A 14,965-nucleotide genomic window follows, 5' to 3' on the forward strand; every position below is an offset into this window, starting at 1 on the left:
TCAGCTCACGCGCAATAAGGCTTTCAACTTGTCGCTACGGCACAGCTGTCGCTTAATCTCAAGCACCAGCGGTTCACGAGAAAAAAGCAAGGTCAGCGCAAATGCCGCGACGCCAGCAACCACCTGAAGAATTAGCAACGCCGCGAAAGGGAGTTGCCCCGGGAGGAAATACCCCAGCCCGCCGCTCACCAGAACGGTGGGCAAAGATAAGCGGAAAGGTAACCAGATGCTGTAAATGTAGTCGCGATAACTCGGTCCAAGTATCGGTTTAATAAGAACAAAATAGGTCAGTACGGTATTAATTATCTGCACCGACAAAAAGCCGATGGTCACGCCCAAAACGCCGCCCATATGACCGCCGACGACAATGGCGGGCACAAACAGCACCGTTTTAAACAGGTTGAATTTAAAGCTGATATCCATGCGCGCTTTCGCCATCAGCAGCGAGCCGATGGGGTTGCCGATGGCGCGCAGCAGCCCGACGATGCACAGCAGTTGCAGCACCGGCGTAATAAACAGCCAGCGCTCGCCGAACACCACCCGCACGAAAGAGTCGGCAACCACCAGCAGCCCCAGCAGTGCCGGGAAGTTGATAATCCCCACCATGGAGATGAGTTTGTAATAGTTCACGCGCAGTTTCTCGGTATCGTCCTGAATCTTGGCGAAAGCCGGGAACAGCACGCGGGTAATAATCGGGTTGAGCTTGGCAGGCGGGACTACCGCCAGGTTATAGGCAAGGTTAAAGCCCCCCGCCGCACCCGCGCCAAGAATTCGCGCCAGCACCAGCGTCGAGAGGTTGGTGTTGATGTAGTTCACTACGCTGTCGGCAGTGAGCCACGCGCCAAACTTGAGGTTAGAGGCAACAGAAGGGAGCGAGAAGTGCAGCCCCGGGCGGTAGATTTTACGTCCAGCAAAACCAAACAGCGCGGTGCGCACCACGGTATTGACCAGATAACCGATAATCGCTGTCATCGCCACCGGCCAGTAATGCGCGCTAATCACCGTGAAGGTAAAGCCCGACAGCACCGCCAGCGTCTCTATCATGCCTATCTTGTTAAATTCCAGCTCCTTTTGCATCAGGGCGCGGAATTGCTGACCGTGGGGGATGACCACAAAAGCAAAGGCCAGCGTTTTGATAAGCGGCGCGAGATCCGGGTTATGCAGCAGCGCGGCGATAACGCCGCTCAGCGAGAAAACCACCACGCACACCAGCACGCCAAGCCCGACGTTTAGCCAGTAGAGGGTTGTTAACTCAAGATGGCTAATCTCTTTACGCTGGATAATCGAGTTGGCGATACCGAAGTCGGAAAGCGTATCGGCAAGGGCGATTATCACAAGCGAAATGGTCAGCAACCCGAACTGGTGGTTATCCATCAGGCGGGCCAGCCACGTCATCTGCAACAAGCCGAGGGCGATGATGATGACGGTGGAAATAGCGGACCATTTGGCGCCGCTGATGGTTTTTTCTCTGAGGCTCATGACAAATCCTTAATACGCCGCTTTGTTCACAAAGCCTTTGAAGATGGTGAGAAAGACGATTTTGATATCAAGCCACAGGCTCCACTCGCGAATATACTCGAGGTCAAATTCGACACGTTTTTCCATCTTCTCCAGGGTATCGGTCTCGCCGCGCCAGCCGTTGATCTGCGCCCAGCCGGTAATGCCCGGTTTCACTTTATGGCGCAGCATGTAGCCCTGAATCAGCGCGCGATACTGTTCGTTATGCGCCACCGCGTGCGGACGCGGGCCGACAATCGACATCTCGCCGGTGAGCACGTTGATAAACTGCGGCAGTTCATCAAGCGAGGTACGACGCAGGAAGTTGCCCACTTTGGTGACGCGCGGGTCGTTCTGAGTCGCCTGCTTCACCACCTTGTCGTTTTCCATCACGCGCATGGAGCGGAACTTCCACACCATAATTGGCTTGCCGTCCATACCGTAGCGGGTCTGGCGGAAGATAATCGGGCCCGGCGAGCTGAGCTTCACGGCGACCGCGATACAGCACAGCACCGGCGAAATCAGCAGCAGGATCATCGAGGCCAGAATGATATCTTCCACGCGCTTGAGGATGCGGTTGATGCCAGAGAGCGGCGTGTCATACAGCGGCACCACCGGCACGCCGTTCACGTCGTCCAGGCGCGAGTGCAGAATGTTGAACGTAAACACGTCCGGGATCAGCATCACAGAGCAGGTGGTATCGGAGAGCCGGCGCACCAGCTTCTTCATCGCCGCCTCTTCGCTCATCGACATCGCGATATAGACGTTGTGGATCTTGCCCGCACGGGCGTCTTCCACCAGCTGCTCAAGGTTGCCGGCCCAGCCAGTCGGCACGCCGCCTGGCTCCGGGTCGTGGTAAATACCGACCACATCAAAGCCCAGCCAGGGCTCGTTGCGAAAACTCTCGGCCAGCTGCTGGCCCACCGGCTGCGCGCCCGCAATCGCGACACGGCGGGTGTTGTAGCCGCGATTACGCAGCCAGCCCGCGCCAAAGCGAATCGCCGAACGGCAAATCACCATGCCGGCGCCGGTCAGCAGATACCAGGCGAAATAGACGCGGAACGGGCTTTCGAAGTCGGGGTTAAACGCCATCAGACCGGCGCTGAACACCACGCTCATGGTCCAGTTCTGCAACAGCAGCAGCAGTTCGGTCGAGATTTTGACGCCGCGCCAGGAGCGATAGAAATCGGTGATCCCGCCAATCATCTGGAAGACAACGAGGGTGGTCAGGGCCATCAGAAGATGCATGTAGAAAAACGGCAGCTCATTGATCCTGCACACCACCCACAGTCCGACGAACATAATGGTTATGTCGGAGAATCGTTGCACCAGAGAGATTAACGATGCATTTGTCTTGGCTCGTTCGCGCTTTTTTAGATTTGTCATCGTCGTACCTTCAGGCGCCGTAAGGCGCAGTTAAGCGGCTGCCCGTCTCCCGGCTGGCTTGCGCCTGCGGGGGAAACGGGCGGCCGCGCCGTTTTACTGATTCAGCAGAGCCAGAATTTCTTCGGTTTTCGCCTGCATTAACGCGGTATCGCCGCGCGACTCCACGTTAAGACGCACTACCGGCTCGGTATTGGACGAGCGCAGGTTAAAGCGCCATTCGCCAAACGCCATGCTGATGCCGTCGGTGTGGTCGGTCTCGCTCGCCTGCGGCGCGTAGTGATCTTCCACACGCTTAATCGCCACGGCAGGCTCTGCCAGTTTGCTGTTGATTTCGCCGCTCGCCGGGAACGCCGCCATGCGGTCGCGTACCAGCTCGCCCAGCGACTGGCCTTTCAGGCACAGCAGTTCGGTGACCAGCAGCCACGGGATCATGCCGCTGTCGCAGTAGGCGAAATCACGGAAGTAATGGTGCGCGCTCATCTCGCCGCCGTAGATGGCGTCTTCCTGGCGCATACGCTCTTTGATAAACGCGTGGCCGGTTTTGGACATCACCGGCACGCCGCCTGCGGCTTTCACCACGTCGACGGTGTTCCAGGACAGACGCGGATCGTGAATGATTTTCGCGCCAGGGTGTTTTTCGAGGAACGCTTCGGCCAGCAGGCCGACAATGTAGTAGCCCTCGATAAACTGCCCGGTTTCGTCAAACAGGAAGCAGCGGTCGAAATCGCCGTCAAACGCGATGCCCATGTCCGCGCCGTGTTCAATCACCGCGTTACGGGTGTCGTCGCGGCACTCCGGCAGCAGCGGGTTAGGAATACCGTTCGGGAAGTTGCCGTCCGGGGTGTTATGAACTTTGATGAACTCAACCGGCACGCCCTGCGCGTTAAAGCGCGCTTCGATAGCGTCCACGACCGGGCCCGCCGCGCCGTTGCCGGAGTTAATCACCAGTTTCAGCGGCTTGAGGTTGTTAACGTCGATATAGCCCAGCAGATGGTCGATATACGCGTCGCGCAGGTCGATTTTTTTGTAGCTGCCGCGCTTCGCCTCGTTCACCGGCGGAAAGTCATTCGCTTCCGCGAGACGCTGCACGTCGCGAAGACCAGTATCGCCGCTGATGGGGCGCGCGCCTTCGCGCACCAGCTTCATGCCGTTGTAGTCCATCGGGTTGTGGCTCGCGGTCACTTCGATGCCGCCGTCCACGCCCAGATGGAAGGTCGCGAAGTAAATCTCTTCGGTGCCGGACAGGCCGATATCCAGCACGTCCACGCCCGCGTCCTGGAGGCCTTTCGCAAGCGAAAGCTTCAGGGATTCGCTGGTCAGGCGCACGTCGCCGCCCAGCACGATGGTTTTCGGTTTCAGGAACTCGCCATAGGCGCGGCCAATACGCCACGCGATATCGTCATTCAGTTCTTCGCCCAGACGCCCACGAATGTCGTAAGCTTTAAAACACGTTAACTTTTCCATTTTTTATCTCTTGGGTTGTCTTTTTTGTCGGAAAAAATTCTGCAAGCTTCTGCACGCCGGTGTCGCGTCCCCGGTCGCGACTGGCGAGACCGGGGCGCAAACCGTGCCGCAGAATCACACCCGCCCGTAACGGTCAGCGAAGCGAATCACGTCGTCTTCTTCCAGATACGTGCCGGAGCGCACTTCAATCAGATCCAGCGGGATCTTGCCGGGGTTTTCCAGGCAGTGGGTGGCGCCGAGCGGGATGTAGACCGACTCGTTCTCACCCACCAGTTTCACCTCGTCGTTAATCGTCACTTTCGCGGTGCCCGCCACGACTATCCAGTGTTCGGCGCGGTGATGGTGCATCTGCAATGAGAGCCCTTCGCCCGGCTTCACGGTGATGCGTTTCACCTGGTAGCGGTCGCCCTGATCGATGGAGTCATATTTGCCCCACGGACGGTACACTTCGCGGTGGATGTGATGCTCGTGACGGCCATCGGCTTTGATCTGCTCGACCACTTTTTTCACGTCCTGGACGTGGTTACGGTCGGCAATCAGCACCGCGTCTTTGGTCTGGACCACGACGAGATCTTTCACGCCGACGGTGGTGACCAGGCCCGACTCGGCATAGACGTAGCTGTTCTCGGTGTTGTGCGAAATCACGTCGCCGTGATGCACGTTGCCTTCCGGCGAGCGGCTGGAAATCTCCCACAGCGACGACCAGGAACCGACATCGCTCCAGCCCGCGTCCATCGGCACCACCACTGCGTCGGCGGTTTTTTCCATGACCGCGTAGTCGATAGACTCTTCCGGGCACGCCAGGAAGGCTTCTTCATCGACGCGGATAAAGTCGAGATCCGGGTCAACCGCGTTCATGGCGTTTTCACAGGCGTCCAGAATATCCGGGCGGTATTTAGCGAGCTCTTCCAGGTAACGGCCGGCGCGGAACAGGAACATGCCGCTGTTCCAGTAATATTCGCCGCTGTTGACGTAAGAACGGGCGGTTTCCAGATCCGGTTTTTCGACGAACTGCGCGACGCTGAAGGCGACGGCGTCTACCGCCACTTCCGGGTTGCACACGTCGCCGCGGCGGATATAGCCGTAGCCGGTTTCCGGCAGGTTCGGCACGATGCCGAAGGTGACCAGTTTGCCGCTCTCGGCGAACGGCATCGCGGCGCGCACGGCGCTGCGAAACGCGTCTTCATCCTGAATCACATGGTCGGCGGCCAGCACCAGCATCAGCGGATCGGTGTCCGGGCTGTTGCGTTTCGCCGCCAGCGCCGCCAGCGCGATGGCAGGCGCGGTGTTGCGCCCGGCAGGCTCAAGAATGATGTTTTCGGTGAGCTTGTTCAGCTGGCGCAGCTGCTCGGCGACAATAAAGCGATGCTGTTCGTTACAGATAACCACCGGGCTTTCGCACTGCACGCCGTTTAAGCGGCAGACGGTGGTCTGAAGCATTGTCAGATCCCCTTTCAGGCAGAGGAACTGTTTTGGGTAAAGCACGCGGGAAAGCGGCCACAGACGGCTGCCGGAGCCCCCTGCCATAATTACCGGAAAGAGTTTTGACTGACTCATGGCTTAACCCCGAATATCAGCGATAAATTGGCTTAACACGTTCTCTTTTTCGAGCGTGCGTTCGGCATATTCACGTGCCACCGTGTTGTCTTTGGGCAGCGCCAGCGCGCTTTCGATCCCCTGCGCCAGCGCGTCGACCGACTCCGGCTCCACGCAGACGGCGATGCCAGGCTCGGCGATACAGAGCTGTCCGAGCTCGGTGTCGTGCTCAGCGGTGATCACCGCATTGCCGCCCACCGCCAGAATGTTAGTGAGCTTGGACGGCAGAACCGCGTCCGCCGCGCCGCGCTTCTGGATAACCAGATGGCAATCCGCCATCTTGAGCAGCGCCGGAAGGGCTTCATAAGGTTGCAACGGGAAGAACCGGACGTTGGTCAGTCCGCGCTCCGCGACCATTTTCTCAAGACGCGCCTTGCCGCCGCCCTGGCCGACAATGGCGAAAATCCACGGCTGGTCGGTAAAGCGGGCCGCCACCTCAATGGCGTTTTCCAGGCCCTGTTTCTCCCCGATGTTGCCGGAATAAAGGATGATTTTTTTATCCGCCGGCAGGCCCAGCTCGCGGCGCAGCGCGTCAACCTCTTCGGTTTTCACATCACGGAACCGCGCCACTTCTGACCAGTTCGGGAAGAAAATCACGCGCTCCGGGGGAACCCCTTTTTCTTTGGCTTTGTTCATCATCGAGCGCGAAATAGTCGAAACGTTATCGACGTTATGCAGACCACTGCGCTCAAAACGGCTGGCGAGACGGGCGATTTTGCCCCCCTTGCCGCGGCCCGCCATGCCAAGACCGAGCATGGCGTCCACTTCGTAATCCTGAATGTGCAACACGGTTTTCGCGCCGGAGAGCTTCGCCAGCAGGCGCATGCCCGGCGTGCAGAACAGTGTCGGCACCACGCCGATGATGCGATCCGGCTTCCAGCGACGCTGGGCAAGCAGCGGGAAGAATGAACTCGCCGCGAAGCTGCCGAGATGGATCAGGCGTTTTAACGTAGAAGGCTGTTTCGGGACATAAAGCGGGCAGCGCCACACCGTGGCGGCGCCCTGCTCTTTGCGCCAGCGCCAGGCGGAGTAGTTCTCCCCCACTTTCCAGGCCGGGTAGTAAGGCGGTGCGGTAATGACCCGCACCTCATGGCCCTGACGGGCCATCCATTCCACCATCTCGCCGGTGTACTTACCGATACCGGTCAGCTCCGGCGAGTAGTTGATGCCGTAGACCAGGATTTTCATAAGCCTGGTACTCCGGCAAAACGTTCAGCCATAAAGTAGGCGCGGCTGTTGTCGTGCACATCTTCACTGGCCACAATCGAGGCGGGCGACTGCCAGCGGTAAGCTTCGTGCTGCTCTTTGGGCAGGTTGAGCTCATCCGCGTTTACGCGCAGGCGGAACCCCAGCACGATGTAGTGGGTGGTGAAGTCGGTCCCGGAGAAGTTGTCGTCATAGAAGTGCTGCCAGACGCCGTAAAACTCTCCCTCCGGCATCGTAAAGCGTTTGCCAAGCTCCGCCTGCGTCAGGCGTTCAAACGCCTGCGCCAGCGGCTCATCTTTCTGAACCCGACCGCCTGGCACGAACCAGAAGCCCTGCGCCGGACGATTGGTGCGATGACCGAGCAGGAACTCCCCCTGATCGTTCTCGACAATCAGATCGATGGAGATAAGCGGCGTGGAGCGCACCACGGTGGCAAAATCTTCCTGACTTAAAAACATCCTTACCCCCGGAAACGATGCTGGTTTTCAAGGAACCACTGGTAAGTGCTGGCAAGGCCCGCCTCCAGTGAAATCTCGTGATACCAGCCCAGTGAGTGCAGACGAGTCACGTCGAGCAGCTTGCGCGGCGTACCGTCCGGTTTAGACGCGTCAAACACCACGCGGCCTTTGTAGCCCACCACTTTGGCGATGGTCTGCGCCAGCTCGCGGATGGTGCAATCCACGCCGGTGCCGACGTTGATGTGCGACAGCATTGGCTCGGTGTTCTCCTGCCACACCTCGCGATCCAGCTCCATCACGTGAATGCTGGCAGCGGCCATGTCATCCACATGCAGGAATTCACGCATCGGCGTACCGCTGCCCCACACCACCACGTCTGCGGCGTTTTCCTGGGTCGCTTCGTGGAAGCGGCGCAGCAGCGCCGGGATCACGTGCGAGTTGCTCGGGTGGAAGTTATCGTTCGGCCCGTACAGGTTGGTTGGCATCACCGAGCGGTAGTCGCGGTTATGCTGGCGGTTGTAAGACTCGCACAGCTTAATGCCCGCGATTTTGGCGATGGCGTACGGCTCGTTGGTAGGCTCCAGCGTGCCCTGCAGCAGTTCGCTTTCCGCAATCGGCTGGTTCGCCAGCTTCGGATAGATACAGGACGATCCGAGGAACAACAGCTTGTTCACGTTGTTCAAATGAGCCGCGTGAATGATGTTGCTCTCAATCATCATATTTTCGTAGATGAAGTCCGCCGGGTAGGTGTTGTTGGCGACTATGCCGCCCACCTTCGCCGCCGCCAGGTAAACCTGATCCAGCGCGGCGTCCGCGAAGAACGCGTTCACCGCCGCGCTGTCCAGCAGGTTCAGCTCGTCACGCCCTTTGAGCACCAGCTCGACGTCGTCGCGCTGCTCAAGCTGGCGAACGATGGCCGACCCCACCATCCCGCGGTGGCCGGCCACAAAAATACGTTGCTTTTTCATGCTCAGGACTCCAGCGCGATGGCAACCTCGTAGCCGTGAGATTTCAGCAGCGAGTGTTTCTTCGCGGCTTCGAGATCTTTCGCGACCATTTCAGAGACCATTTCCTGCAGAGTGATTTCCGGTTTCCAGCCCAGTTTTTCGTGTGCTTTGGTCGGGTCGCCCAGCAGGGTTTCCACTTCAGCAGGACGGAAGTAACGCGGATCAACCTGAACGATCACATCGCCCGGTTTCACGCCCGGTGCGTCATGGCCGGTCACGGAAACCACGATGCCTTTCTCTTCCACGCCTTTGCCTTCAAAGCGCAGTTTGATACCCAGCTGTGCGGCCGCCATTTCGACGAACTGACGTACGGAGTACTGCACACCGGTCGCGATAACGAAATCTTCCGGCTGTTCCTGCTGCAGCATCATCCACTGCATTTTCACGTAGTCTTTGGCATGGCCCCAGTCACGCAGGGAGTCCATGTTGCCCAGATGCAGGCAGGATTCCAGGCCCTGTGCAATGTTGGCGATAGCGCGGGTGATTTTGCGGGTCACGAAGGTTTCGCCGCGGCGCGGGGATTCGTGGTTGAACAGAATGCCGTTGCACGCGTACATGCCGTAGGATTCACGGTAGTTTACGGTGATCCAGTAAGCGTACAGTTTCGCGACCGCATACGGAGAGCGCGGGTAGAACGGTGTGGTTTCTTTCTGCGGGATTTCCTGCACCAGGCCATACAGCTCAGAGGTGGATGCCTGATAGAAACGGGTTTTCTTCTCCAGACCCAGGAAGCGGATGGCTTCCAGCAGGCGCAGGGTGCCCATGGCGTCCACGTCTGCGGTGTATTCCGGGGATTCGAAGGAGACCGCTACGTGGCTCATCGCACCCAGGTTGTACACTTCGTCCGGCTGCACTTCCTGCAGGATACGGGTCAGGTTGGAGGTATCGGTCAGGTCGCCATAGTGCAGGTGGAATTTCGGGTTGCTGCTGTGCGGATCCTGGTAGATATGGTCAACGCGCTCGGTATTGAAGGAAGACGCGCGGCGTTTGATACCGTGGACTTCATAACCTTTCTCAAGCAGAAACTCAGCCAGATAGGAGCCATCTTGTCCGGTTACGCCGGTAATGAGAGCAACTTTACTCATAATTTGTTTTTCCTCTGTTTAAATCGGACTTTGCCTGGCTCACCAGGCCGTTTATTAATTCAGGGATCAGTGTCCTGCTCCCCTTTCCCAAACCCTCTCGGCTTGAGAGGGGAAATCGGTGTGGCGTGAAGGGTTACTCTCCTTCCACCCGGTCGCGAACGATCTGCGCCGGATTGCCACGACAAATCTTGTTCGGCGGCAGCGTCTTAAATACGCTGCTGCGCGCGCCGACCACCGTGCCTGCGCCGATAGTGACGCCCGGTGCGACAAACACATCCGTCGCAAGCCAGGCCTTTTCGCCAATCACAATCGGCTCGGCGGTAATATCAAAATGCTTACTCATGTAGTCGTGGCTGCCGGTGCACAGGTAGCATTTCTGCGACACCACGGCGTTGGCGCCGATGGTGATATCCCCGAGCGTGTACAGCACCGCGTCATCCCCGACCCAGGCGTAATCGCCAATGGTTAATTTCCACGGGTAGGTAATTTGCACCGAAGGACGAATTACCACGCCTTTGCCAATTCGCGCGCCAAATAACCGTAATAAAAAAGCGCGCCAGCGATATAATATTTGCGGAGACCAGGCAAACAGCGTCGCCTGAACCGCCCACCACAGTTGAACCTTAATAGGGTGCCCACCCCGGAAGCCTTTCGGCACCGAGAATCCGCTTAAATCCTGCATATGCTTTCCTTATGGCAAGGCTTTATGCTTTGTTATACAGCGCCTTAGCTTTTCCGGTCGTACGCATGCGTAATAAATAAGAAAGTTCTGTTAATATTCCAGGAACCCGTAATATGTTGCGCTGAACTTTTTTAGCGTCCTGACATAATTCCAGATTATTCGAGGTTGACACGCCGCCCATAGAAAATTCTGATACCAGCCCTTTCAGCTTTTTAAAGCCGTAGCCTGATTTATACATTTTGGCGGTTAACGCGTAATCGGATGAGACTTTATATTGCAGATCGTAGGGGTACTTTTTAAGCCCGGAAACCGGGAAGAAAATGGCCTGATGGCTGGCAGGAAGGCTGTGGTAAATATACCAGCCGCTTTTCGCGCTGCGGCGAATTTTATTGCCATCGCCGAAATCAAGCAGCGCGTCGCCAATATACATCGCGTTTTCATTTGCCGGTGCGGCAGCCAGCTGGCGCGCCACGTCAGCGACGGACGGGTGAAATACGTCGCCGGAATTCAGAAAAATCGCAAAGCGACCGTGGGCCATTTCGATGCCTTTATTCATCGCATCATAAATGCCGTTGTCTTTTTCGCTGACGAAGCGCAGGTTGTACTGACCGTTGAGATCTTCCAGGAACTGCGCGGTGCCGTCGTTAGAGCCGCCGTCCACGACAATCCATTCAAACTCGATCTCACGAGCCTGCGCCAGGTGGGCCAGGGACTGCCAGGTCTTCACCACCCCTTCGTAATTGCGCCAGGCGACAGTAATTACACTTAAAAGCATCCGGGCCTACCTCATCAGGAATCTGTAATGTTTAACGCTTTACGCAGAATAAACGGACAAACAATTAAGAACGCATATTCCGGGCTAAAAATCGAACCGGTAAAAAACAGGGATACAGGTGTAAATAACCACAGCTGTACACGAAAATTCTGATTATTACCAAATGCGTTAATCATCATTTTCCCGACCCTGAACATATACCAGCCGGTGAGTAACACTGCGAACCATGAAAAATAAATGATTAGCAGGTAGAGCCCATTGTCTATTGTTTTTCCGACGTCCGCACCGTTAAAAATTCCGAATGATGCGACATATTCGTAAAGCGAACCAAAACGCACTACACCATCGATATTCGTCAGCGAATATCCCACCATCACCAGCGGTCCGATGATGCGATAATAGGATGACGAACCCTCTGTGCCTAAATCACCGATACGCTCCGCGATATACGGGAAGGCGAACACCACGCCCACGATAAAGACAGCCAGGGAAATAATTGCCAGCGGCAACTTTTTACGAATCGCGTTTTTATTAAGATACTGAAACGCCCACTCAAGCAAATAAAACAGGATAAATGTCATCACGCCCGAAAACGAACCCGATAAGACTATCCCTAAAAGAATCATACCATCGGTTTTTGGGGTTTTGATACCAAACTGTTTGATGCTGAGCCAAATTGAGATTAATGCCAGAGCGAAGAACGCCGGCTCGAAATACATCGCCGTGGTGCGCTTGCCGCCAAACTTAATGAAATTGAGTACATAGCTGTTGCTGTAGATGAGGAACTTCGAGATGTTCTCCATCAGACTACTGCCGCCAGTGAGGATAATCTGCGCCATCTCCAGCGCCGCCAGCGTGACGATAAAGCCCACCACCAGGTAAAACATCCGCAGAATTTTGCGGTAGTTACGCGGCGAGATGGTCTTGAAGCGAATGCTCCATGTCATCCCGATGATGATAACGATGTAGAGAAACAGCATCGTCGAGGTGACATATTTACTGGCGTCGAGCGACTTACCAAACACGTAGTTAAAGAGCGTCAGGCCAGCGCCGATCCCGAGCGCGATCATCAGCTTCTTCAGGTTGATTTTGTCGACGAACAGCAGCAACAGCACCGGCAAAAACGTCACAATCGTAATCGGGAAACTCTCGCCGAGCTGCGCCAGTTTGACGTTCACCACCAGATAGATGAACGGCAGCAGCAGATAGCTACAGATTCTGATAGAACGAGACATATTCCTCCAGCATCTGTTGGCCGCTGTACGCTTCCCGGCTACGCGCCCGGAAGGCCTCAAGCGTCGTGCCGAAAACCGCTTCGGCGATCTGCGCTTTACCGCGCTGCGCCAGCTGCAACGCTTCACTTTCATCGACCGTTTTACCGCCCGATTTATTGAGCACTTCCTGCGCCGCCTCGCTGTGCGTGGCGATGACCGGCACACCGATGGAGAGCGCTTCGCACAAAATCAGCGGGTAGTTATCAACGCGCGATGTAAAGAGCAGCGCGTCCATCTGATTCAGCTCATTCATCAACTTGCGTTTGTCGGTCAGAAAGCCGTGGTTTACCACGTTGGCGCCTTCAAACGGCGAGAACTTGCCGAAGGTGTGGACTTCCACTTTGTCGCCAAGCGCCACCAGATCGCGCACCAGGCGCTGATTGGTTTTGCCGTCGTAACGCAGATCGTGCGCCACCACCGCGATTTTCGGCGCGCCGGTGCCCGGCGGCATCAGCGGCAGTTCGGCGAGAATGGCTTCTGTCGCCACATCGATGCCGTTATTGATAATTTTGCAGCGCCCTGCCCCGTAGAGGCTGTTAAAGGCGTCGGCCACATGCTGGCTTGGCGAAATAAAGTGGCAGCCGAGCGCCAGCATGTCGCGAAAACGCTGGCGTTTGTTATCGACCAGGCTGTGCGCGCGGTCGATTTTCACCGGCGGATAGTTATCGAGCGTCGGGCACTTCTGGCAGCCGGTTTTCCAGCCTTCGCACCCGTCGAGAAACGCGCAGCGGCCAGTCACGCTCCAGTGATCGTGCAGCGTCCAGACGAAAGTGACATCACGCTTATGCGCTTTGAGCTTCTGGCAGAACGCCACGACCTTATCGAGATTCAGCCAGTAGCTGTGTAATACATGAAAGTGCAGCACCACCGGCCCGTCGGTGCGGGTAATGCGGCGATAAAGGCTGTCGAGCGAGCCAAAGAGATCCTGGTTGACGAAACGGAACAGCGCGATATTGGCAATGGAGGTCAGGCGCGGCGTATGTTTTTCCACTTCCGGGAAGTTGTCGTGACTGACGCTCTTTTTGCCGCCCTTGCCGTAGCCGTAAATAAAACGGGAGCGCATTCCTTTTTGCAGGGCGCGCTGGTGAAGATCCAGCGCCACGCCTGCCGCGCCGCCTTCTGCGAGGCGGACATTAAATTGTAATATGTTCATTTAATTACCTTCACCCGCGCTTTTTCGCCGACCACCAGCGCATTGTCCGGCACGCTGTCCAGCACCACGCTGCCTGCGCCTACCGTGACGTTATTGCCGATGGTGATATCGCCAATGATCACTACGTTCGCCCCAAGCTCCACGCCGTTACCGATAACCGGGCAGGCGAGATTGTCCGCGCCGCGGTTGCCGATGGTGACGCCGTGACGAATGGTGAAATCATCGCCCGCCACCACGTTTTTATTGATAACGACGGCGTAGCCGTGGTGAATAGTGAAGCGGCGGCCAATGGTAGCGGCGGCCTGAATTTCATACCCGAAGAGACACTCGGTAAAAAAGCGGTAGAGCAGCAGCACGGGCGCTGCCCACAGGTTGTTAAGCACATTTTTTTTGCGCCACACCGAGCAGAAGTGCGCGATGCGATAGGCGACCACCATGCAGCAGGGGCGCAGGTTCCATGAATTCGCGCGCAGATCCTCAAGCAGCATTATTTCCCCCGCAGGCTGTCAGCCAGACGTTTGGTATTACGCACCGACAAAAGCGTCAGCAGCGTGCGCCAGTTCATGCGTTTATTACGGATCTGATAGAGCGTAAAGAGCTGATACTTTTTGCTGGCGCGGTCGAATTTATCTTTATGTTTGCGGTAGAAGTGGAAATACCCGGCAAACTTTTTCGCCGATTTGGTTATCTGCATTTCGCCGTGGTTGATATGCAGAATATGCGTCGCCTCTTCTACTTTCCACGGTTCGCCGTAGGTCACGACCATACGCAGAAACATGTCGTAGTCCTGCGCGGCGGCGAGCTCGTTATCAAACAGCGACTCTTTGAAACGCCACGCCCAGGTGAACACCTGGTTGCCGACGATGTTGCGCTTAAAGAACAGCTTCAGCGACCACGGCGATTTCGGGTAGAGCGGCAGGCTGGTCGGCTGAGAGTAGACCTGGCCTTCGCACAGATAGTCGTTGGCGTAGAGAAACGCGTGCTGATTGAGCTTCTCTTTATGCGCCAGGAAAACGGACAGACGGTTCGGCATCCATTCGTCGTCATCGTCGATGCCGGTAATGAAATCGCCCTTCGCCTGCAAAATGGCCTGGTTGCGCACCGCGCACGCGCCGGAGTTAAAGTCGTTGCGCGTGTAGCTGACGCGCGGATCGTTAAGCGCCAGAACGAAGTTTTGCAGCTGTTCCCAGTTGCTGGAGCAGTCATCGACAATGATAAGTTCCCAGTTGTCGTAGTCCTGGCGCAGCACGGAATTGATCGCCCGGATAGCCAGTTGCTGGCGATTCCACGTCGGCATGTAAACAGAGACTAAGGGGCGCGCGGTGCTGGTCATTGTGGTTTCTCCGAATGCTTAATGGATGTTATGCACGTTGCCGCAAGGG

General features: G+C 56.7%; 14 protein-coding genes. All 14 read right to left on the reverse strand.

The window, feature by feature from the left end:
- Nucleotides 1-1,479: an MOP flippase family protein gene (locus G9X48_RS08180; protein WP_007869159.1), complete on the reverse strand. Its 1,479-nt coding sequence runs from the start codon at nucleotides 1,477-1,479 to the stop codon at nucleotides 1-3.
- A 9-nt stretch (nucleotides 1,480-1,488) separates the two neighbouring features.
- Complete coding sequence (gene wcaJ / locus G9X48_RS08185) at nucleotides 1,489-2,883, reverse strand: undecaprenyl-phosphate glucose phosphotransferase (RefSeq protein ID WP_032988327.1); 1,395 nt, start codon at nucleotides 2,881-2,883, stop codon at nucleotides 1,489-1,491.
- Nucleotides 2,884-2,976: 93 nt separating this feature from the next.
- Nucleotides 2,977-4,347: a colanic acid biosynthesis phosphomannomutase CpsG gene (gene cpsG / locus G9X48_RS08190; protein WP_007869166.1), complete on the reverse strand. Its 1,371-nt coding sequence runs from the start codon at nucleotides 4,345-4,347 to the stop codon at nucleotides 2,977-2,979.
- Nucleotides 4,348-4,461: 114 nt separating this feature from the next.
- On the reverse strand, nucleotides 4,462-5,904 hold the full coding sequence (cpsB, locus tag G9X48_RS08195) for a mannose-1-phosphate guanyltransferase (RefSeq protein ID WP_032988326.1): 1,443 nt from the start codon (nucleotides 5,902-5,904) through the stop codon (nucleotides 4,462-4,464).
- 3 nt (nucleotides 5,905-5,907) lie between these two features.
- The gene (wcaI, locus tag G9X48_RS08200) at nucleotides 5,908-7,131 is read right to left on the reverse strand and encodes a colanic acid biosynthesis fucosyltransferase WcaI (RefSeq protein WP_054625875.1); all 1,224 of its coding nucleotides are present in this window, start codon (nucleotides 7,129-7,131) and stop codon (nucleotides 5,908-5,910) included.
- Entirely contained in the window at nucleotides 7,128-7,607 is a 480-nt protein-coding gene (locus tag G9X48_RS08205; protein WP_007869177.1) for a GDP-mannose mannosyl hydrolase, read from the reverse strand. The genes wcaI and G9X48_RS08205 overlap by 4 nt, the downstream gene beginning before the upstream one ends.
- A 2-nt stretch (nucleotides 7,608-7,609) precedes the next feature.
- Nucleotides 7,610-8,575 carry a GDP-L-fucose synthase gene (locus tag G9X48_RS08210; protein ID WP_004386769.1) on the reverse strand — a complete coding sequence of 322 codons (966 nt, stop codon included), beginning with the start codon at nucleotides 8,573-8,575 and terminating at the stop codon, nucleotides 7,610-7,612.
- A 2-nt stretch (nucleotides 8,576-8,577) separates the two neighbouring features.
- Nucleotides 8,578-9,699: a GDP-mannose 4,6-dehydratase gene (gmd, locus tag G9X48_RS08215; protein ID WP_004386768.1), complete on the reverse strand. Its 1,122-nt coding sequence runs from the start codon at nucleotides 9,697-9,699 to the stop codon at nucleotides 8,578-8,580.
- A gap of 133 nt (nucleotides 9,700-9,832) precedes the next feature.
- Nucleotides 9,833-10,381, reverse strand: a complete 549-nt coding sequence (gene wcaF / locus G9X48_RS08220) for a colanic acid biosynthesis acetyltransferase WcaF (protein WP_004386767.1) — start codon at nucleotides 10,379-10,381, stop codon at nucleotides 9,833-9,835.
- 22 nt (nucleotides 10,382-10,403) lie between these two features.
- Nucleotides 10,404-11,156, reverse strand: a complete 753-nt coding sequence (gene wcaE, locus G9X48_RS08225; protein ID WP_007869214.1) for a colanic acid biosynthesis glycosyltransferase WcaE — start codon at nucleotides 11,154-11,156, stop codon at nucleotides 10,404-10,406.
- Nucleotides 11,157-11,170: 14 nt separating this feature from the next.
- The gene (gene wcaD / locus G9X48_RS08230) at nucleotides 11,171-12,391 is read right to left on the reverse strand and encodes a colanic acid polymerase WcaD (RefSeq protein ID WP_007869217.1); all 1,221 of its coding nucleotides are present in this window, start codon (nucleotides 12,389-12,391) and stop codon (nucleotides 11,171-11,173) included.
- A complete protein-coding gene (gene wcaC / locus G9X48_RS08235) occupies nucleotides 12,366-13,583 on the reverse strand; it encodes a colanic acid biosynthesis glycosyltransferase WcaC (RefSeq protein ID WP_007902942.1) in 1,218 nt (405 codons plus the stop codon). Before wcaC ends, wcaD begins: the two co-directional genes overlap by 26 nt.
- The gene (gene wcaB / locus G9X48_RS08240; RefSeq protein WP_029464221.1) at nucleotides 13,580-14,068 is read right to left on the reverse strand and encodes a colanic acid biosynthesis acetyltransferase WcaB; all 489 of its coding nucleotides are present in this window, start codon (nucleotides 14,066-14,068) and stop codon (nucleotides 13,580-13,582) included. Before wcaB ends, wcaC begins: the two co-directional genes overlap by 4 nt.
- Nucleotides 14,069-14,070: 2 nt before the next feature.
- On the reverse strand, nucleotides 14,071-14,916 hold the full coding sequence (wcaA, locus tag G9X48_RS08245; RefSeq protein WP_166499920.1) for a colanic acid biosynthesis glycosyltransferase WcaA: 846 nt from the start codon (nucleotides 14,914-14,916) through the stop codon (nucleotides 14,071-14,073).
- Between the last annotated feature and the right edge of the window lie 49 nt (nucleotides 14,917-14,965).

The sequence above is a fragment of the Cronobacter sp. HA18006 genome, from assembly GCF_011605445.1.
Classification (GTDB): Bacteria; Pseudomonadota; Gammaproteobacteria; order Enterobacterales; family Enterobacteriaceae; genus Cronobacter; species Cronobacter sakazakii.

Bases quoted from the DNA above. Each gene is read 5' to 3' on its own strand.
- G9X48_RS08180 (WP_007869159.1), bottom strand. From the start codon at position 1,479: ATGAGCCTCAGAGAAAAAACCATCAGCGGCGCCAAATGGTCCGCTATT.
- wcaJ (WP_032988327.1), bottom strand. From the start codon at position 2,883: ATGACAAATCTAAAAAAGCGCGAACGAGCCAAGACAAATGCATCGTTA.
- cpsG (WP_007869166.1), bottom strand. From the start codon at position 4,347: ATGGAAAAGTTAACGTGTTTTAAAGCTTACGACATTCGTGGGCGTCTG.
- cpsB (WP_032988326.1), bottom strand. From the start codon at position 5,904: ATGAGTCAGTCAAAACTCTTTCCGGTAATTATGGCAGGGGGCTCCGGC.
- wcaI (WP_054625875.1), bottom strand. From the start codon at position 7,131: ATGAAAATCCTGGTCTACGGCATCAACTACTCGCCGGAGCTGACCGGT.
- G9X48_RS08205 (WP_007869177.1), bottom strand. From the start codon at position 7,607: ATGTTTTTAAGTCAGGAAGATTTTGCCACCGTGGTGCGCTCCACGCCG.
- G9X48_RS08210 (WP_004386769.1), bottom strand. From the start codon at position 8,575: ATGAAAAAGCAACGTATTTTTGTGGCCGGCCACCGCGGGATGGTGGGG.
- gmd (WP_004386768.1), bottom strand. From the start codon at position 9,699: ATGAGTAAAGTTGCTCTCATTACCGGCGTAACCGGACAAGATGGCTCC.
- wcaF (WP_004386767.1), bottom strand. From the start codon at position 10,381: ATGCAGGATTTAAGCGGATTCTCGGTGCCGAAAGGCTTCCGGGGTGGG.
- wcaE (WP_007869214.1), bottom strand. From the start codon at position 11,156: ATGCTTTTAAGTGTAATTACTGTCGCCTGGCGCAATTACGAAGGGGTG.
- wcaD (WP_007869217.1), bottom strand. From the start codon at position 12,391: ATGTCTCGTTCTATCAGAATCTGTAGCTATCTGCTGCTGCCGTTCATC.
- wcaC (WP_007902942.1), bottom strand. From the start codon at position 13,583: ATGAACATATTACAATTTAATGTCCGCCTCGCAGAAGGCGGCGCGGCA.
- wcaA (WP_166499920.1), bottom strand. From the start codon at position 14,916: ATGACCAGCACCGCGCGCCCCTTAGTCTCTGTTTACATGCCGACGTGG.